16 protein-coding genes are annotated in these 17,916 nt (G+C 53.0%); 6 read left to right on the top strand and 10 right to left on the bottom strand.

Features of this window, described 5'->3' with window-relative positions; all coding sequences use genetic code 11:
• Positions 1-3 precede the first annotated feature (3 nt).
• Entirely contained in the window at positions 4-2,853 is a 2,850-nt protein-coding gene (polA, locus tag ACSPJT_RS15140) for a DNA polymerase I (RefSeq protein ID WP_435893399.1), read from the top strand.
• Between the two features lie 17 nt (positions 2,854-2,870).
• On the opposite strand, the gene ACSPJT_RS15135 is transcribed toward polA, so the two are convergent.
• The 6 genes from ACSPJT_RS15135 to ACSPJT_RS15110 all read right to left on the bottom strand — a co-directional run bounded on the left by ACSPJT_RS15135 (position 2,871) and on the right by ACSPJT_RS15110 (position 9,184).
• On the bottom strand, positions 2,871-3,599 hold the full coding sequence (locus ACSPJT_RS15135) for a segregation and condensation protein A (protein ID WP_435893398.1): 729 nt from the start codon (positions 3,597-3,599) through the stop codon (positions 2,871-2,873).
• Positions 3,600-3,708: 109 nt separating this feature from the next.
• Positions 3,709-3,969, bottom strand: a complete 261-nt coding sequence (locus tag ACSPJT_RS15130; RefSeq protein ID WP_435893397.1) for a hypothetical protein — start codon at positions 3,967-3,969, stop codon at positions 3,709-3,711.
• Between the two features lie 90 nt (positions 3,970-4,059).
• Entirely contained in the window at positions 4,060-4,785 is a 726-nt protein-coding gene (locus tag ACSPJT_RS15125; RefSeq protein WP_435893396.1) for a hypothetical protein, read from the bottom strand.
• A gap of 18 nt (positions 4,786-4,803) precedes the next feature.
• Positions 4,804-5,643: a hypothetical protein gene (locus ACSPJT_RS15120; protein WP_435893395.1), complete on the bottom strand. Its 840-nt coding sequence runs from the start codon at positions 5,641-5,643 to the stop codon at positions 4,804-4,806.
• A 22-nt stretch (positions 5,644-5,665) separates the two neighbouring features.
• On the bottom strand, positions 5,666-6,673 hold the full coding sequence (locus ACSPJT_RS15115) for an acyltransferase family protein (protein ID WP_435893394.1): 1,008 nt from the start codon (positions 6,671-6,673) through the stop codon (positions 5,666-5,668).
• 27 nt (positions 6,674-6,700) lie between these two features.
• Positions 6,701-9,184 carry a peptidase U32 family protein gene (locus tag ACSPJT_RS15110; RefSeq protein ID WP_435893393.1) on the bottom strand — a complete coding sequence of 828 codons (2,484 nt, stop codon included), beginning with the start codon at positions 9,182-9,184 and terminating at the stop codon, positions 6,701-6,703.
• Between the two features lie 122 nt (positions 9,185-9,306).
• On the opposite strand from ACSPJT_RS15110, the gene ACSPJT_RS15105 reads away from it, so the two are divergent.
• From ACSPJT_RS15105 to lipA, 3 genes are all read left to right on the top strand, one after another.
• Complete coding sequence (locus ACSPJT_RS15105) at positions 9,307-10,410, top strand: DNA alkylation repair protein (RefSeq protein WP_435893392.1); 1,104 nt, start codon at positions 9,307-9,309, stop codon at positions 10,408-10,410.
• Between the two features lie 68 nt (positions 10,411-10,478).
• Entirely contained in the window at positions 10,479-10,871 is a 393-nt protein-coding gene (locus ACSPJT_RS15100; RefSeq protein ID WP_435893391.1) for a hypothetical protein, read from the top strand.
• Positions 10,872-11,068: 197 nt separating this feature from the next.
• Positions 11,069-12,010 carry a lipoyl synthase gene (lipA, locus tag ACSPJT_RS15095; protein WP_435893390.1) on the top strand — a complete coding sequence of 314 codons (942 nt, stop codon included), beginning with the start codon at positions 11,069-11,071 and terminating at the stop codon, positions 12,008-12,010.
• Positions 12,011-12,408: 398 nt separating this feature from the next.
• Here lipA and ACSPJT_RS15090 read toward each other — a convergent pair whose 3' ends face one another.
• Positions 12,409-13,806 (bottom strand): hypothetical protein, encoded by a 1,398-nt coding sequence (locus ACSPJT_RS15090; protein WP_435893389.1) that lies wholly within the window; start codon positions 13,804-13,806, stop codon positions 12,409-12,411.
• Between the two features lie 156 nt (positions 13,807-13,962).
• Here ACSPJT_RS15090 and ACSPJT_RS15085 point away from each other — a divergent pair, with 156 nt between their 5' ends.
• Complete coding sequence (locus tag ACSPJT_RS15085; RefSeq protein WP_435893388.1) at positions 13,963-14,733, top strand: hydroxypyruvate isomerase family protein; 771 nt, start codon at positions 13,963-13,965, stop codon at positions 14,731-14,733.
• On the opposite strand, the gene chrA is transcribed toward ACSPJT_RS15085, so the two are convergent.
• Complete coding sequence (gene chrA / locus ACSPJT_RS15080; protein ID WP_435893387.1) at positions 14,730-15,920, bottom strand: chromate efflux transporter; 1,191 nt, start codon at positions 15,918-15,920, stop codon at positions 14,730-14,732. The two genes, ACSPJT_RS15085 and chrA, sit on opposite strands and share 4 nt — an antisense overlap.
• A gap of 11 nt (positions 15,921-15,931) precedes the next feature.
• Here chrA and ACSPJT_RS15075 point away from each other — a divergent pair, with 11 nt between their 5' ends.
• Positions 15,932-16,321 (top strand): DUF3817 domain-containing protein, encoded by a 390-nt coding sequence (locus tag ACSPJT_RS15075; protein WP_435893386.1) that lies wholly within the window; start codon positions 15,932-15,934, stop codon positions 16,319-16,321.
• Here the strand turns inward: ACSPJT_RS15075 and ACSPJT_RS15070 are convergent.
• Together ACSPJT_RS15070 and ACSPJT_RS15065 are read right to left on the bottom strand one after the other, a co-directional pair.
• Positions 16,297-16,908, bottom strand: a complete 612-nt coding sequence (locus ACSPJT_RS15070; RefSeq protein ID WP_435893385.1) for a SprT family zinc-dependent metalloprotease — start codon at positions 16,906-16,908, stop codon at positions 16,297-16,299. The two genes, ACSPJT_RS15075 and ACSPJT_RS15070, sit on opposite strands and share 25 nt — an antisense overlap.
• Positions 16,909-16,937: 29 nt before the next feature.
• Positions 16,938-17,867, bottom strand: a complete 930-nt coding sequence (locus ACSPJT_RS15065; RefSeq protein WP_435893384.1) for a hypothetical protein — start codon at positions 17,865-17,867, stop codon at positions 16,938-16,940.
• Between the last annotated feature and the right edge of the window lie 49 nt (positions 17,868-17,916).

Below are 17,916 nucleotides of genomic sequence, written 5' to 3'. Positions count from 1 at the left end.
GCAATGCACAATCTCTTTCTACTCGACGGTATGGCCCTGGTTTACCGGGCACACTTCGCCTTCATGCGTAATCCTATTTTAACCAGCAAGGGTTTTAACACCTCCGCCGTTTACGGCTTTGCCAACACATTGTTAGACATCATGGATAACCATGGCGCCAGTCACATCGGCGTAGCCTTTGACACGCGCGAACCGACGTCTCGTCACGAGCTTTATCCACCTTACAAAGCCCAACGTGAAGCGATGCCAGAGGAGCTGGCAGCGGCAATTCCTTACGTGAAAAAGCTGTGCAAAGCCTTCGGAATTCCGGTACTGGAACTGGACGGTTATGAGGCGGACGACATCATCGGAACTCTCGCTCACCGTGCCGATCAAGACGGCGACATCCACACCTACATGGTCACTCCGGACAAAGACTTCGCCCAACTGGTGAGCGACGCTACCACGATGTGGAAACCCGGTCGACAGGGCAACAACCATGAATTGTTAGATGTCGCAGCAATCCAGAACCATTGGATGGTGGAATCACCTAAACAGGTCATCGACATTCTCGGCCTCTGGGGTGATGCCTCTGACAACATTCCCGGCGTGCCCGGCATCGGTGAAAAAACCGCGAAAAAACTGGTCGCCCAATTTGGCTCGGTGGAGAAATTGTTAGAATCCACTGATCAACTAAAGGGCAAGCAGAAGGAAAACCTTGAGAACTTCGCCGATCAAGCCCGACTATCCAAACAACTCGCCACTATCATTCTCGATGTCCCAATGGAAATCACGTGGGACGACCTAGAGATCAGCGCCCGCGATGACGAGGCCCTTCAAGCGCTGTTGACCGAGATGGAGTTCAACTCCATTGCTAAGAGACTTTATGGCGATAGCTTTGTGGCGGGTCGCGGTCATGAAGATACAGCGGCCGTAGCGACAGTGGCTGCGGATGAAAGCCCGGCTGCCAATCTTAAGACTATTGATGACGTTGAGCATAAGTATCACCTTATTGATGATGCGAAGGATCTGCATCGCCTTATTAAGAAACTCTCGCTCTCGAAGAGCATCTGCTTCGATCTCGAAACCACCTCTCTCGATCCCCGCACCTGTGACATCCTCGGTATCGCATTTTCCGTGGCTGCGCATGAAGGATACTTCGTCCATACCGGTCCTGGAAGCCATCTAAGCATCCAAATGGTGCTCGATAAACTCACCGTCATTTTTGGCTCGAAGATCGAAAAAATCGGCCACAATCTGAAATTTGACCTCTCCGTTCTGTTAGCGCACGACTATCCAGTAAGCGGACCGTTTTTCGACACCATGTTAGCCCACGCCATCGTGGCACCCGATCAACGGCACAGTATGGATTTTGTTTCCGAAGCTCTGTTAGGATACAGCCCCGTCAAACTCGCCGATCTGCCACAAAACTCAAAGGGCGCTGACGGCGACTTGTTCGGTCTGGACGATCAAGGAGATGGAGAAAAAGAGAAAACCGCAGCCAAGAAAAAGGGTAAAAAGAAAGATATCAAGATGAGCCTGATTCCAGTGGCTGATCTGGCCAATTACGCCGCCGAGGATGCTGATGTCACCTTCCAGATAGCCGAGATCATACGTCCACAGTTAGAAGAAAGCGGACAGCAATCAATCTACAAAGAAATCGAAGCCCCTCTCCTCCCGGTACTCACGGCGATGGAAAACGAGGGCATCTCACTGGACATCCGGGCGCTCAAGGAAATTGGCGACTCACTGGCGCGAAGAATCGAGACACTCTCCACCGGTATCACGGAAGCTGCCGGACGAGAGTTCAACCTCAACTCACCGAAGCAGCTGGGTGAGATCCTTTTTGGTGAAATGGAACTGGTCGAGAAACCGAAGAAGACCAAGACCGGCCAATTCAAAACAGATGAACAAACGCTTTCCTCGCTGGCTCCCAAGCACCAGATCGTCGCCGATATTCTTGATTACCGGGAAGCTACCAAACTGAAGTCCACATACGTCGACGCGCTACCGCTGCATGTTTCAAAGAAAACGGGTCGGGTGCACACTCACTATCAACAGCTCATGACCTCGACGGGTCGGCTGGCTTCTAACGATCCGAATTTACAGAATATTCCAGTCCGATCCAAAGCTGGACGAGAGATCCGCAAAGCCTTCGTGCCACGCGATAAAAATCACACCTTACTCGCCGCCGATTACTCGCAAGTGGAGCTCCGCGTGATGGCGGCACTCTCAGGCGACGAAGCCATGATCGAGGCCATCAAGGCCGATCTGGACATTCACACCGCCACCGCCGCCCGCGTCTACGGTGTCACTCTCGATGACGTCACAGCTGAGATGCGGCGCAATGCTAAGATGGTTAACTTCGGCATCATCTATGGCATCTCTGCCTTTGGTCTGTCTCAACGACTGGATATCCCACGAGGCGAGGCTTCTGAAATTATCGAAACCTACTTCAAGCAATACCCGGGTGTTAAAAACTACATGGAAACCACAGTAGAAAGCGCCAAGGAAAAGGGCTACGTGGAAACGATCAGCGGTCGGCGCTGCTACATTCGCAACATTGATTCGAAAAACGGAACCATCCGCAGTGGGGCCGAGCGCGCAGCGATCAACGCCCCTGTGCAGGGAACAGCAGCCGATATGATCAAACTGGCGATGATCAATGTCCGAAGCTTGTTAGATAAGGAAGAGGCAGACACAAAAATGCTTCTTCAGGTGCACGATGAACTTCTCTTCGATCTCCATCTGCAAGAGCAGGAATCCCTGGTTCCCAAGATCGTCAAGGTCATGGAAAGCGCGTTACCACTACCTTATGACATTCATTGCAAGGTGGAAACCGGCACTGGCGACAACTGGCTGGCTGCGCACTAAGCCGCAAAAATCCCCAATCACTTCCGCTCCACTTCGATCTCGCCAAGAATATGATCTTGGCGGATGCGGAACTGGTTCATCTTCATCAGTTCCAAAACAGCGAGGAAGGTCACGATGACCTCAGCCTTGGAGGTGGCTTGGGCGAAGAGAGATGAGAACTGCATGCTTCCACCCGGTTTTAGGGTATTGAGCAGTAGCTCGATTTTGTCGGCCACAGTATAGCGGTCATCGACAATGTCGCCTAGATCATTGGCCTCTTCAAAGCGCTTCAGCACATTTTGAAACGCCCTGATCAGGTCGAAAATATTGACATCCGGCAGGGGCTCGTCGGCCTCCTCCACCGGTGGAGCGGTTTTTTCCGGCACGTGAGCGAAGTAATCCTCCTGCTCGGTCTCTTTGCGCGACAAGAATCCGGCCGCGTCTTTGAATTTCTTGTACTCGATCAGCTGTCTGATCAGCTCCCAGCGCGGATCGTCCTCCTCAATGTCTTCCTCAGGCGGTTGCTCCGCTTTTGGTAGCAGGGTCCGGCTTTTGATATACATCAGGTTCGCCGCCATCACGATGAACTCGGATGCGAGGTCGATGTTGAGCAGCTTGAACGTGTTGATGTAATCGAGGTATTGCTTGGTAATACGCTCAATAGACACGGTATGGATGTCCACCTCATCCTTTTTGATGAGGTAGAGCAGCAAATCCAAGGGGCCCTCGAAAATATCGAGTCTGACTTTGTAATCGACGTCTTCCACGTTGAGCCAATCGATAGGTGATCCCCGCCCTGCGTGCGAGGAAAATATGCCCCTCAGAGCGTCAGGCGCTGGGAATCAAGTGCTTGAGTGGCAAGATTGCCAACTTCGCTTAACGGTGACCGCGGTAATGGCCGTGATGGTGACCACGGTAGTGACCGCGATAGTAGTTACGGTGGTAATGATTGCGGTTATTCTTACCGGCAGAATAAGCGATAGCTCCCACAGCAACGGCGGCTGCCGTGGCGGCAACAGGATCAACGCTCTGCACAGGGCGACCGTAGGAATCGTATGTCGTGGAACAGTTGGCAAACATCAGTGCTGCAACAACAGCTCCGGCGGCTAGCTTGATGGATGAGAATGAATTTGTCATACTTATAGGACAGCTTACACCCTCGATTTATTCACGCAAAATATTTTCTATCTCACATATTTTCACCTCGGCTGGGGTCACGTCATTGAGTCAGCGGGGAAATACCAGGTTCTTGGCGTCAAACCCCTTTTCTCCCCAAGGACTGTCTTTGCCACCATCGAAGAGTTTTTTGCCAGAGGGTAATATGGCATCGCCATTCTTATCGATCGGATAGGTGGTCACTGACCCGTCGATACGAAGCACAATAGCCCTTCCGTTGTATGGTCTGGGATCGAATTTAAGCCCCTTACCTATCATCGGCGCGCAGAGCAATGCACGGCCAAAACGGTCACTGGTCGATTGCCCCTTGATGTAGGCGAAGCCACACTCGCCTGCTTCTAGGGTTTTGGCTTTGGTGGTGAAATCGTTGTCCGGTTTTTTATCGGTGGTTGAACCTCCTTTAGCAAAAAATATTTCCTCAGACTGAACATAGCCACCGGCAAAAAACTGGCCGAGATAGTCATTGGAGTATTTGCCCTTGTATCCCTTCAGGTCCTTGTCTGAATCTGCTGTGGTGTCGCTGGGAAAGCTGCCGTAATCATCGTCAAATTCGACCATCAGCAAAAAGAGCTGTTTGGAGTTATTCATGGCCTGAATCATATCAGCCTTCCTGCGACGTTTTTGAAGCAGCTCCAGAAGATTGCTAGGCGGTTTATTGGGCTGCACTGCCGCTGGTTCTTTGTCTGCTTTGTCCGGCTGCTCCTCGGCGTGAAGACCACCAACCATTACAGCCGTCATCACCAATGCCGTCCATTTGCTCATCCTTGAGTTTTTCATGGTGCCGATGCTAACACCTCAAGCCTCGTGAGCAAGATTCGGTTTCTTTTTGCGGCCTCTGACCTTACTGACGATGTAGCAGATCAAGGCCAGAATGATCAAGCCTGCGGCTACGGTGGGTGGTGTGATCCATTCTTTTTTGAAGATCGCGGGGGTGAAATTGTAGGGATACTTGGCGTAGCAAAGATTCTTGTAGTCGAACCCCGCTTTACCCCAGACCGTTTTTTCTCCTCCTTCGAAGAGAGTTTTCCCTGTAGGTAATTTTGCGTGGCGGTCTTCGTTTAGCCTGAGAGTTTGCACTGAACCATCAATGCGCAACACCACACACTTCCCATGATATATGTCGCTGTTGAATTTATATCCGTCACCATACATCGGAGCTAACAATACCGGAGTGCCCGATTTTTCGCTGGTGCTCAATCCCTTGATATAGGCAAAACCACACTCCCCCTCACTGAGAGTTCGGTCTTTGGTATCGTACACATTATCCGGTTTTTTCCCGCTGCTTGAGCCTCCTTTGGCATAGAAAATCTCTTCAGACTGAACGTAACCGCCCGCTATGAATTGCCCCAGATAGTCATTGGAATATTTGCCTCTATAAGCAGCCAAAGCCGGAACTTTGTTAGCTGTCGCATCACTCGGGAATTCGCCAAAATCATCATCAAATTCCACCATTAGCAGGAAGATCTGTTTCGCATTGCTTGTGCTCGTGGTCATATCCGCCTTTTTGGGCGACTTCATCACCACAGGAGTAAAAACAAGCACCCCTCCTATCACCAATATACCAACCAGCACTACCTTCAGCCAGAAATCCACTGGTTCGCTGTGGGGTGCAGCTGTTTGTTGGTGAGGTTCCATTGCCCCATACTAACACAGCCTATCACTCCGCCAATTCCTTTTCCCTTGCCCGGGTCTTGAACTTCCGTGCCAGGTTGTGAATCGGTAACTCGATCCATCGGTAAAATAGCATTGCAGCCCCGATGGAAACCAGTGTGGCGAGCGTGATTCCCACCGGCTGGGTATTGATCCACTGCAGACTCTCTGGCAGCAACCTGAGATGAATCAGAACCGCCCCGCCGAACGCAAGATGTAGTAAATAGAGGGAGTATGAAATAGCCCCGAGCTTGACCAACCACTTGGCATTACTTGGAGGGCAGTAAAGAATGCACACGGCAGTCAGAACACCGAGATTAGCACTCGTTAGATTTCTAGTTTCCTGATGTGAGTAGGCCGCCATCAACAACAGGGGCCAGAACACCCAGTCGGAGATGCGTTTCTGCTGCTTGAGAAAAGCCAGGATACCAATGGAGAAAAACGCAGTCCACGAAAACACGGTTTCGCCGTAGCCAACAAAATAACTCGGCACAATCCACAGCATTAACGCCATCACCTGCACCCATGTTTTTCGGTGCACTAACAGTGGGTATGACAGCGCAATGACAAAGTAATACTGAGCCTCAATCGCTAGAGTCCAGAACACTGGCAGATACCATGTTTCTCCGACCAAATCACAGGTGAGCGTGAAATTCGCCAGAGCTCTCGTCCATGTTAGATCAGGCGAATCACCACCAAACCCCAGCAATGGACTGCCATAGGTGGACAGCACAACATTGCTCAATGCGACAATGGCAAAGACTGGATAGAGCCTGATAAACCTACGGACTAAGAAGTTGGGAGTATCTCGGTATTGAAACTTCGACCACGACATTGCCAGCGGAATGACAAAACCAGAGATCACAAAAAACACCTCCACCCCATAGTGCCCGTATTCTAACATCGCGGACAGGTTACCTCCGTTCCGGTAGTTGAAGTGAAACAGACACACCACGACGGCCGCCAGAGCTCGAAGCACGTCGAGGATGGCAAAGTGAGGTTTCGGCGCACTCATAGGACAATCGTTGTCAATGTCCGGGAATTAGCGTCCGATCACTTGCAAGGTGCCTTCGGTGACACCTAACTGCTCCATAACATCGAGATCCTGCCAGAGGTGGTTCCCGCTGGTTTCACCAGCCAGCAATTGCTGGTAGGCATGGATGGATTTCATCGCAGCGGCATGATCTTCATCCAGAAAATCCATGCGGAATTTCCTCAACCCGGTGCCGCGCATTTGTTGGTAAAAACGAGCACCTGTCTGGGCCCGACCGTTAAAGAGAGTGTTCCGGCAGCCAACATCGGCTTTCAATGTGTGAAGTTGCCCCACCCGGTCCTTGAGTTGCACGTGGTGTTTTTCACAGGGTTTGCCACAGTTTAGAATACTGGTGCCTCCATCGCTAAGGAAGGTGCAGAAGACGCAGTGCTCCATATGAAACATTGGCATGTGCTGGTGAAGTGTCAGCTCAAACCAATCGGTGGGAGCCGCTAACAGAAGCTCCAGAACTTGATTGATATTCAAATCATAGGAGACAGTGAGGCGGTCGAGATTGCCCTCTTCCTTGAGGATTTTCGCCGTCACCGGATTGGCACAGTTGAGGGAAAAGTCACCGGTTTTGTAGAGATCCGTGCGGTCTTTGAAGTGTGCGATGCCTCCGAGGTTGCGAATCAGAACTCCGTCTGGTTCGGCACGCTCGACCACTTTGAAAAATCCCGCTTCACCGGATTTCTGGATGCGGGGGGTGGCTAGATGAATACGGGCACCTTCCTTCTGGCGAACCAGAGCTACGGCGTCTTTGCCACGTCGGATATCTTCAAAATCGACATAGATGTTAGAAACTCCCGATTCCAGCGAGGCTTCTACCTGCTCCATGCTGCGGCATAACACTGAGAGTTCACGGTGATGTGATTCATCAGTCTGGCGTGTGGGCATCAGATCGGCGAGTTTGCCATCAGATGAAATTCGCTCAACCGGGGCTTTCACCACGGAATCCATGGTTTCCACCAATGCTCGGCGGAGACGATTTACGGCGGAAACAGGCATCATCACTTCGCCTTCGAGTTCATTGGTCACACTACCTAACTTCCACGCGGTGCCTCCGAGGCGACCGAGCTGTTTTTCGAGAAATTCAGTATCGAACGGGCGGGACTGTGCGACTTCTAACTTCTCACCCGAGCTGACGGTTTTCTTTCCTACCGTGAGAGACATCGGTTCTCCTGCTTTGCCTCGAACGGTGATGTCCAGAGTATCGCGTAGGGGTTCCAGTTTGGCGTTTTTCCAGCTGGCTTTGAGAAGATTATTGAGTTTGGGATCGTCGGTTTTCCAGATTTTCTGCCCGACTTCGATGCGGCTCCAATCGAGTCCGCTTTGTTCGTGATGGAACATCAGGCGATCGTCTTTGACCTGCCAGATACGTGAGCCTTGCTCCTTGTCTCGGTTTTCTCCGGCGTCAAAAACGATACCATCGCCGGCCTTCACAGGAATGCGGGTGGCGAGTTTCACCTCCACCCAGCCACGGCCACAGGCGGTGACTTCGCCAAGGTAGACACCACGTTTTTTTCCAAACTTGCCATGAGTCAGCCGTGGGTGGTTCGTGCCCTCCAGCCATCCGGACGAGAGACCTCGTGAAAAGGTCATTTCCATGGTGTATCGATCCTCATCCGTGACAGGGCTGGCCTGCGCAGCCACTGCGGCATCAATCGCCTTGCGGTAGACTCTGGTGATGGCTGAGACGTATTCTGGCGACTTGAGACGTCCTTCAATTTTGTATGAAACCACTCCCTGTCTAACGAGGTCCGGGATGAAATCCACCGCAGCCAGATCTTGAGGGCTGAGCAAATAGCGCACGTCCTCCATATCACGCTCTTCGCCATCGACGACTAGCGTATATGGCATACGGCACGCCTGCGCACACTCGCCACGGTTCGCGGAGCGCTGACCGAGACTTTCGCTAGTCAGACACTGGCCTGAATACGCAACGCAGAGAGCACCGTGCACAAAAACCTCCAGTGGCACACACTCGCGAGGGCTAAATTTTTCAATATGCTTCAGCGAAAGCTCCCTTGCCAGAACGGCACGATCAAGCTGATAGAGCTGATCGGCAAATGCCAACCCTTCAGGAGAAGTGATGGTCATCTGGGTAGACGCGTGGATTTCTATCGAAGGCGCGACATGGCGACAGAGGCGTGCCAAACCAAGGTCCTGCACAATGATCGCATCGACGTTGCATTTTTCCAACAGTCGCAACTGCTGTTCCGCAGCTTCCAACTCACCGGTGAAGATGAGGGTGTTCATGGTAACAAATCCTCTCACCCCGTGGGCGTGGAGGAAGTCCATCAGCTCGGGCAGATCGGCCTCGGTGAAATTGTCCGCGCGCAGGCGGGCGTTGAATTTCGGCAGTCCGAAAAAGATCGCGTCAGCACCGTTGGCCACTGCCGCACGGGCACAGTCCCAGTTTCCAGCAGGAGAAAGAAGCTCCGGCTCGCGTCCGGGGGCCGAGGTGATCGGCTCTGGGTTTGGTGTCGCCATGCGCCAAGCATCGCCCTATTTCACGAATTAGGAAAGTAGCAAGTTCTAATCAAATCGCCTTGCGCTATGGCAGAAATTAGCCTGCCATACACACGCATTCAAGTATGGCAGTGCAATCACTCATGAAAGACGGCCTTGGAGAAGCCGCGGTGGAAAGGATCATCGGCGGCTTAAAAGGCGCTGGGGCGGATTTTTCTGTCGATGCCTTTCGGAAGGATGCGCTGACCTCGCTCCACCGTCTGGAGCTGAAAGATCGGGTTCGACATTTGATTTTTGTGATGGGGCAGCACCTGCCGTCGTCATTCCCGAAAGCAGCCAAGATTCTCGGAAAGATCCGCGACCACTGGGACGAGGGTGACCCGAACGACAACCTTCGTTCATTCGCCGCCTGGCCGATCACTGACTACGTGGCTGAGTATGGCCTGAATCATCCCGACATCGCGCTCCCCTTACTGAGATATTTAACCCCGATGTACACGGCCGAGTTCGCCATACGTCCGTTTCTCGAATGCCATCCAGAGCTGACCTATCGGCAAATGGTCCTGTGGTGTCTTGATTCCAGCGAAGATGTGCGACGCCTCGCATCCGAGGGTATCAGGCCCCGATTGCCATGGGGCAGACAACTTCCCAGCTACATTGAAAACCCCGCGGATGTGATCGCCCTGTTGGAAAATTTGCGCGACGACCCCTCCGATTACGTGCGCAGATCCGTGGCGAACAATCTTAACGATATCTCCAAGGATCACCCCGAACTGGTGATTGAGACCTGTCAGCGGTGGCTGGCCGACGCCGTCGCTGAACGACAATGGATCGTAAGACACGCCACACGCACATTGGTGAAGTCCGGGCGGCCTGAGGTATTTCCCCTGCTTGGGTTCACCAACCGGCCAAAATTAATAGTCAGCCCTCCCGTGCTCTCGACTAGCCATTTGGTTCTGGGTGAGGCTCTTGGTATTTCGGTAGAAATCACCTCCACCTCGTCACAGAAGCAATACGTAGTCATCGATTTCGCGGTGCACTACATGAAAGCCAATGGCCAAACTTCATCCAAGGTCTTTAAATGGAAAAATCTGCGCATCAACCCCGGCCAGACAATCAAGCTGGAAAAGTCGCATCCCTTCAAGCCAATCACCACACGTCGCCATTACCCAGGCGAGCATAAGATCGAGGTGCTTATCAACGGCAAACACGCGTCGGAGAGCAGCTTCGCTTTGCACATTTCCTGAAGCGATCGTGTCATAAGGCAACTTACGCCCTTGCCACACATACATAACACATTGTATATGTAACCCTTATGAAACACACCTCCCTCTTCCTGCGCCGCCTGTCTCGTTTTTTCTTCGCCACGATCACATTGCTGACCGTTGTTTGCATCTGCTCTCCACTCGATCTTGAAGCCAAGGGCAAAAAGGGAAAAGGCAAGGGTAAGGGCAAAGCTAAAAAGGAAAAAACCGTCGACAAGAATCAAGATGTCATCAAAGCCATCAAGGCGGGCTCCATCACAGTCAATGGCAAGTCATACGTCATTGACGATGGTTGCTCCATCAAAGTCGACGGCGAAAAGGCTGAGGAAAAAGACCTGAGGGTGGGAATGAAAGTCAAGATGACAACAAGCGTTGCCGCATATGGGAAAAAAGGTGCGCCTAATACCTACAAAGTGACCCGTATTACGGCTCGCTCCAACTAGTGATTGGTCAAAGAGCCACAGGGCTGGTTGACCAAGGTTAACTGAGTTCACTCAATCTTAGGATTTCCAGGGGCACTCGAGTGCCATCTGCCCGTCCGTCTGGATCCTGCTACTTTCTGAAGTTAACGGTATGCATCAATGCTGCTGGTGTTCACTTCCCCCTTGTCAGAGTCGTTTATCCGAGCTACGGAGCACCTATGAATTGCCATGGCCCGAAGATGAAGATGGACCCCGCGCTGCACACCGAGCGCAAGCCTGACTGGATCAAAGTCCGTCTTCCCAATGACCCTAAATTCTGGTCGACCAAGTCGATGATCACCGACTTGAACTTGGTGACTGTCTGCGAAGAGGCTCAGTGCCCAAATCGCTGGGAGTGCTGGGGCCAAGGCACCGCCACCTTCATGATCGCCGGTGAGAAGTGCACCCGCGCTTGTGGTTTCTGCGCTGTTAAAACCGCCCGCCCAGACGCCCTCGAAGCCGACGAACCACAACGTGTGGCCGAGGCCACCAAACGTCTCGATCTCAAACACGTGGTCATTACTGCCGTAGCCCGTGACGATCTACGCGATGGTGGTGGCGAGCATTTCAAAAACGTCATCAACGCCGTGCGCGAAGTCAACCCCGGCATCATCATCGAGGTGCTGACTCCCGACTTCAACGACAAGGACTTCGCTCTGGAGCTATGCATGAGCGCCCGTCCACACATCTTTAACCATAACTTGGAGACCGTCGAGCGCCTGACTCCGATCGTACGTAGTCGCGCCAAGTATCAACGTTCCCTCACTGTGCTGCAAAAGGCCAAGGCGATAGCCGGAGGCAAGGTGGTCACCAAGAGCGGCTTGATGCTAGGTCTCGGTGAAAAAGAGGAGGAGCTCTTCAAAGCCATGGACGACCTGCTAGCCCATGACGTCACTGTGCTCACTCTCGGCCAGTATCTGCGTCCTACTCCACGTCACTTGCCGGTGGTGGAGTACATTAAGCCAGAGAAATTTGATGAATATAAGCAGGTGGCTCTCGACAAAGGTTTCCGCCACGTCGCCTCCGGCCCACTTGTTAGGAGTTCATACCACGCCGCCGATTTCCGTCCCGAGCTGGACTTGATTGAGGATATTGAAAAGGAAGCCGCCTCGCAGGCATAACCGATTAGCGGGATGAAACGTAGCAAAGCCATTGGACTCCTCCTAGTCCTTGGCATATTGCCTACAATATACGCGAGCAGCTACATCGTAGTTCGCCAGTTTTACTCCGCTCACTCGGCGTCTGGATGATCGGGTGGCTCGCGCCTTCTGGGAGTTCCCCAGAGCATGACCACACGCACCCTAACACCGGACGAGGTAGAATCGGCCATGACTCGTGCACGTCTTCTGGATACGGTTTATTACCCATGTGCCAGAATTGATCGACTGTTGGTAGATCGGCGTTTGATCCGCCCCTAGGCAACTGCCCTCTGCTGACTCAATCTCGCTGCTATTTCATATAAAAAAGGCGCGTGCCCATGGTGGACACACGCCTTGAAATTGTGTGGGAACGTTCCGGATTAACGTCCGCGGCCACCACGGCCACGATCGCCACCACGATCTCCTCTGCCACCACCTTCGGCGTATCTCATGACGCGCTCACGGGCTTCATCACTGAGGGCCGGGGTGCTTTGAATGTATTTGGTGGCTGCTTCCTTATCGGTGCGGGCCCATACGACTGCGGTCATACCCACAGTGCGCGCGCGATCGCCATCATCGGTGATGGATTCTGCGAGCTTAAGATTCTGCTGCACGTCACCACCCATGTTAGAGCGGACATAGGATGTGACTGCTTCATCGCGAACTTCGCCAGCTGGCTGCTCATTGACGAATGCATAGGCGGCTTCGGCGTCTTGGCCAACCCATGAGGAGACCACACGACCGATTCCCTCTTCCTGGGCTTCAGTGTTACCACTTTCCATCAGCCACTTGGCGGCACCGACCGGGTCGGTATTCCCCCATTCGCGGGCAATGCTGGCCATCGCATCATTGCGAGCCTCCCCTTCAGGAAGTGAGGTTACATTCGCTGCTGCGGCTTTTGGGTCACTATCAGCCAAGCCGCGAATTGCGCGTGCCGTAGCATCTGCCTGTTGGTCAGCTGGGAGAGTGGCGATCCATGCCTTGGCCTCGTTCCAGTTTTTCTTACCCCACTCGCGGGCGATGGAATCCTGAGCATCTTTCTTCGCATCAGCATCGGTGATGGAAGACAGCATGGCGGCTGCTTCAGAAGGATCATCCTTGGCAGCTTCTGAGACGATACTGCGGATGGCGTCGCGTTGGTCGCGACCATTGAGAGACTCAGCCCAAGCCATGGCTCCGGCGCTGTCTTGGCGTGCCCACTCGGCAGCGATTACACCTGCGGTGGATGCACCACCACGGCCTCCACGGCCGCCCATCATTCCGGACATGCGGAAATCGTTTGGATTATCAGTGTAATATTTGGCAGCATCCTGAGGAAACTTGGATGCCCAGCTTTGCATGACGGTGCCACTCACGAACATACCTGCCATACCCATGGTCTTGGTGTAGGCCATGGCTGCGGTAGGATCTTCCTCACCCCAGCGGGCAAAGAGAAGATATCCAGCCATGACACGTTCGCTCCATGGAAGGTCTTCGAGTTTTTTCGCCTCATCCTCAAACTGGGACGGGTCCAAACCGGCGTAGAAATCGAGTAACGACTGCATGCGGTTGCTTGTGCCAGGCAGCGCGAGCGCTTCCTTGACACTTTTCACGCGAGAACCGCGGTTAGCAGTAGCTCCGGATGATGTTGATGCCGTGCCTCCGCGACGGGCGGAACGGGCGTCAGCGGCTACATCTTTATCCGACTCCGGCTCGGGAGCGGTGTTTTTACCGGCCAGGAATCCTGCGGCACCTCCTATGACTAGGGCCGCGACGGGCCCGAGAACTGTGGCTTTCATGTTATCGTGTAATGTTGGTTTAAGCTTAGATTGTATTTTACAACGGCTATAACCCAGTGAGCGTTGCAAAGTTGCGAATTTGTGAAGATTTTCATGATCAATCTCTACTCGCTTTGCCTTTCTCAGACGTCGGCTCTGTGTTTATGCTCTCCGGCGATGATCCAACACTCCGTCTCCCGCTGGTGCTTCGGCTCCACATCTCTCGAGCAATTATGCACAAAATGCCAGGAAATCGGCATCACTGGAATCGACCTACTGAAGCTGGAGGAAATACCTGTGGTAAAGAGCCTAGGACTACAATGCTCGATCACCGCAGCCCACCCCGATGAAAATGGAGTCGGTGAAATTGAGCAAGGGTTCAACGACCTCTCACTCCACCCAGCCCTCCATAAAATCTATGAAAATCTCATTCCCGAGGCTGCAGCTCTGGGAGTTGCTCAGGTGATTTGTTTTTCGGGAAACCGAAACGGACTAAGCGATGAAGCTGGACTGGAAAACTGCGCTATCGGCCTTGCCCCCATGGTTTCGCTCGCTGAAAAACACGGGGTTACCTTGGTGATGGAACTGCTCAACTCCAAGGTCGACCATCCGGACTATCAGTGTGACCACACAGCATGGGGCGCGGCACTTTGTGAGAAAATCGGATCGCCTCACTTTAAACTGCTCTATGACATCTACCACATGCAGATCATGGAAGGTGACGTGATCAGAACGATCCGAGAATATCATCAACACATCAGTCACTACCACACAGCGGGTGTTCCGGGCCGGAATGAATTTGATGCCTCGCAGGAGCTGAATTACCCAGCCATCGCCAGTGCCATTGCTGCGACTGGCTTCAACGGTTTCATCGGTCAAGAATACGTCCCCAGCACTGAAGACCCGTTCGCTTTTCTAGCAGAAGCAGTGGATCTTTGCACCGCTTAGGCCATCAAACCGCCACCGACAGCGGCGACGATCACAATTGCCCAGACAGGCAACCATTTGAAGTAAACAGCTAAGGCTAGAATCAGGATCGCGGCGGCATCCATGAGCCCAGCCACACTACCGCTGGTCAACATACCTAACAAAGCAGCTCCTAGCACACCGACCACAGCGGCATTCGAGCCGCGCACACCCGCGCGCGCCCATGGGAAATGTTTAAGCCGGTTCCACACCGGCAATGCCCCAGCCAGCAGAACCATACCCGGCAGGAAAATGGCCACGATGCCAACGGCTCCCCCCGCCCAAGCATTTCCTAACAATTCCATCGAGGCACCCAAGAAACCGCCAAAGGTAAACATCGGACCCGGAACAGCCTGAGCAGCACCATAACCAGCGAGGAAGGCATCCCCTGAAACCAAACCCGTGTCCACCGTAGAGGTTTCCAGAAGAGGTAGCACAACGTGCCCCCCTCCAAACACAAGAGCACCAGCATGCAGCAGTCCTCCGGCTCCAGCCGCATCCTCACTTTCCGGAAAAAAAGCAGGGATCGCCATTAGTAATGCCAAACACAGCACTGCCGGAGCTACACTCGCCCACCATGGCCGTTTCCCAGCGATTTGTTTGGGCTGACTCATCCCTTCCTCTTCTCGGGCGATCTGTTTACCGAACATCAAAATTCCAGCCACACCCCCTAACAAAATGACAACCGGTTGAATCCAAGCCTGAGGTATGATGACCAGCGCCACCAATGCGATAGTCGCTAACAGCATCTCCGGCAGCCTTGGGCAAAGTTTTTGTCTCATCCCCAGCAAAGCCACCGCCACGACCGCCACTGCGACTAACTTCAACCCGTGCAGCCAACCGGTGCCAAACCAACTCTGAATACTCCCCATGCCTATGGCAAAAAGGATCATCAATAGAGCCGAGGGCAGAGTAAAGCCAAGCCACGCGCCAAGCGCCCCACCCCAGCCACCGCGTTCGTAACCAATCGCAGCTCCAAGCTGACTGCTGCCCGGCCCAGGCAAAAATTGAGTGAGCGAAAGCAACTCAGCATATCGTTCTTCGGTCAACCACTTGAGCTGCACCACATAGGTATCACGAAAATACCCCAGGTGCGCCACTGGTCCGCCGAAAGAAACCAATCCCAATTTCAGAGAAATCATCAGGCACTCAAGAAATCCGCGATGCATGGGGGTGTTTTATGAGTCATCGCATAATTTCCAATCCTCAATTTCTTGTCATTGTAACAAAATCGGCATACCAGACACTCATGTTCAGTTCAGCCATCGGACGACTTCGGATTATCAGCATCATTGAGGGACTTTCGTTTCTTTACCTGCTTTACCATTCCATTTACAGCAAACGCATTCTCGGAATCGAAGACGCTATCCGCGTGCCCGGAATGATTCACGGCGTGCTGTTCTGCCTGTTCTGCATCGCACTGCTAGACGCCACTTTGGCTCATAAATGGAAGCTGAAAATACCTTCCCTGATCTTCCTCGCATCGCTTATCCCCTTCGCCCCGATTTGGGTCGAACTCTGGTTGAAAAAACAATCAGAGAAGGATCAATCGCTTGATGCGTCTAACTGAATTTCCTTCAGGCGGAACTTCTTGTGATAGTAACCCCCGTTGTGAATTTTGCAGCAGGGGTAGCAGCCAGCGTATCGTTTCATTTTTCTAACACGATCAAATCCCTCGCCACACTCAGGGCAGGTATAACGCCATTTTTTGCGCATCGTTCTCCCTGGTAAAGGCAATGAGTGAGTGGCGCTTTCTCCGGGGATACCGAGATCGGCACAGGCCAGCCGCCATTCCTTGCCATGCGCAGCGATTCTGCGCCGGCCAGCTCTAGCATACGCCACCAGATGAGCCAGCTCGTGCAATAATGTCCGCTCCACTTCATGCGGTGCGATTTCCCGGAGCTTGGGATTCATCTCGATAATCGCATCCGGCCAGAAGGCACGACCTGCGGTCGTCCGCATGCGGTCATTCCAAACCACCGACACCTTGTCAGCCAACGTCTTCAACCCCAGACCCTCTAACGTCTTCACACAACGTTTCGTGTAAACCGCATCGATTCGAATATCACCGGAGTCTGGCTGATTCTCACGTCCAGAGGCACCACGAAGTCTCCGCGGTTTATTTTTTCTAGGGAAGAGAAATTCCAGCTGGATCACAGTCGTGATATATAGGACATCTCAACCGATCAGGCCACCAGAAAAATAGGCAGAGGCACTAACAATGCCACATCGGCAAGCACCCGCTGAGCATTCATTGAAAACCGTTCACGGAAATGATTGATCAGCTGGAGAGCGGCCGCGGCCACCATGACTGAGTAGAAAAACGGCTTGGAATACTCGTCCGCGTGCATGGCCGCAAAAAGCAGACTTCCCCCAGCCAAGATAATCAGCCCGAGGGTCAGGGTGGCCTCATGCGATTGAGCTGTTTCTTCCGTCTCAGCGGAGTCTGCGCGCTCCCATAAATCGATGGCGGTGATATTCATCATGCAGAGGGCGCCAAACACCCACACCTCACGACAGTGGTAGAAAATGACCACAAGGGTTCGGAGGACCATCAGGCCGAAATTCCACAAGGCGTCTTTCAGACCGGTATTGTTCAAGGCGTAAAGAACGTCCTTCAAATCCGTCACCAACAACGAGGCATTCGCCGCGTTTACCGGAATGCCCACGCCCATGGCGAAGATCATTCCGGCCAGAAAATTTTTCACATACGGCACCTCCCGGCTGCGGAACCAAGCTAGGAAAAAATAAACTCCGCAGAGCACCATCAGCACCACGCCGGCAGAAAAGACGGACCGTGGCAGAACGTAAAGCGCCTGATACATGCTCACCCCGCCAGCCACCAAACTCGCCACCAACAAGGGCCAACGCCAGCGCCAGTGGAAACGATGCCGTGGCGAGTGATCTCTAACTTCCGGGTGGGTCCAGTTATCGATCAGGCGATCCAATACATAAACACACCAGATGGCTGTGGGCAGCACCCACCATGAAGCGCTGGGGATATATTCCACACGCAATGCCCGCGCCAGCATCCACATCCACGCCAATGCAACCAGCGGAGCATCAATGCTCAGGAGGTTAGGGATCAGCCAGAATGGAGGACGACTTTTCTCCATGGAGTAACATCGCACATATCATGTGCCCGGGGAACAGTCGGCGCCCAAG

This window comes from Oceaniferula spumae, assembly GCF_042849255.1.
In the GTDB taxonomy this organism is placed as follows: domain Bacteria; phylum Verrucomicrobiota; class Verrucomicrobiia; order Verrucomicrobiales; family Akkermansiaceae; genus Oceaniferula; species Oceaniferula spumae.
The sequence above is the reverse complement of the archived record's forward strand: the minus strand, read 5'-3'. Positions and strand labels throughout refer to the sequence as shown.

What these genes read in the sequence shown, in the direction of transcription:
- chrA (WP_435893387.1), bottom strand. Translation starts at nt 15,920, where the DNA reads ATGCATCGCGGATTTCTTGAGTGCCTGATGATTTCTCTGAAATTGGGA.
- ACSPJT_RS15100 (WP_435893391.1), top strand. Translation starts at nt 10,479, where the DNA reads ATGAAACACACCTCCCTCTTCCTGCGCCGCCTGTCTCGTTTTTTCTTC.
- ACSPJT_RS15090 (WP_435893389.1), bottom strand. Translation starts at nt 13,806, where the DNA reads ATGAAAGCCACAGTTCTCGGGCCCGTCGCGGCCCTAGTCATAGGAGGT.
- ACSPJT_RS15110 (WP_435893393.1), bottom strand. Translation starts at nt 9,184, where the DNA reads ATGGCGACACCAAACCCAGAGCCGATCACCTCGGCCCCCGGACGCGAG.
- ACSPJT_RS15130 (WP_435893397.1), bottom strand. Translation starts at nt 3,969, where the DNA reads ATGACAAATTCATTCTCATCCATCAAGCTAGCCGCCGGAGCTGTTGTT.
- ACSPJT_RS15085 (WP_435893388.1), top strand. Translation starts at nt 13,963, where the DNA reads ATGATCCAACACTCCGTCTCCCGCTGGTGCTTCGGCTCCACATCTCTC.
- ACSPJT_RS15115 (WP_435893394.1), bottom strand. Translation starts at nt 6,673, where the DNA reads ATGAGTGCGCCGAAACCTCACTTTGCCATCCTCGACGTGCTTCGAGCT.
- ACSPJT_RS15120 (WP_435893395.1), bottom strand. Translation starts at nt 5,643, where the DNA reads ATGGAACCTCACCAACAAACAGCTGCACCCCACAGCGAACCAGTGGAT.
- polA (WP_435893399.1), top strand. Translation starts at nt 4, where the DNA reads ATGCACAATCTCTTTCTACTCGACGGTATGGCCCTGGTTTACCGGGCA.
- ACSPJT_RS15105 (WP_435893392.1), top strand. Translation starts at nt 9,307, where the DNA reads ATGAAAGACGGCCTTGGAGAAGCCGCGGTGGAAAGGATCATCGGCGGC.
- ACSPJT_RS15065 (WP_435893384.1), bottom strand. Translation starts at nt 17,867, where the DNA reads ATGGAGAAAAGTCGTCCTCCATTCTGGCTGATCCCTAACCTCCTGAGC.
- ACSPJT_RS15075 (WP_435893386.1), top strand. Translation starts at nt 15,932, where the DNA reads ATGAGTCATCGCATAATTTCCAATCCTCAATTTCTTGTCATTGTAACA.
- ACSPJT_RS15125 (WP_435893396.1), bottom strand. Translation starts at nt 4,785, where the DNA reads ATGAAAAACTCAAGGATGAGCAAATGGACGGCATTGGTGATGACGGCT.
- lipA (WP_435893390.1), top strand. Translation starts at nt 11,069, where the DNA reads ATGAATTGCCATGGCCCGAAGATGAAGATGGACCCCGCGCTGCACACC.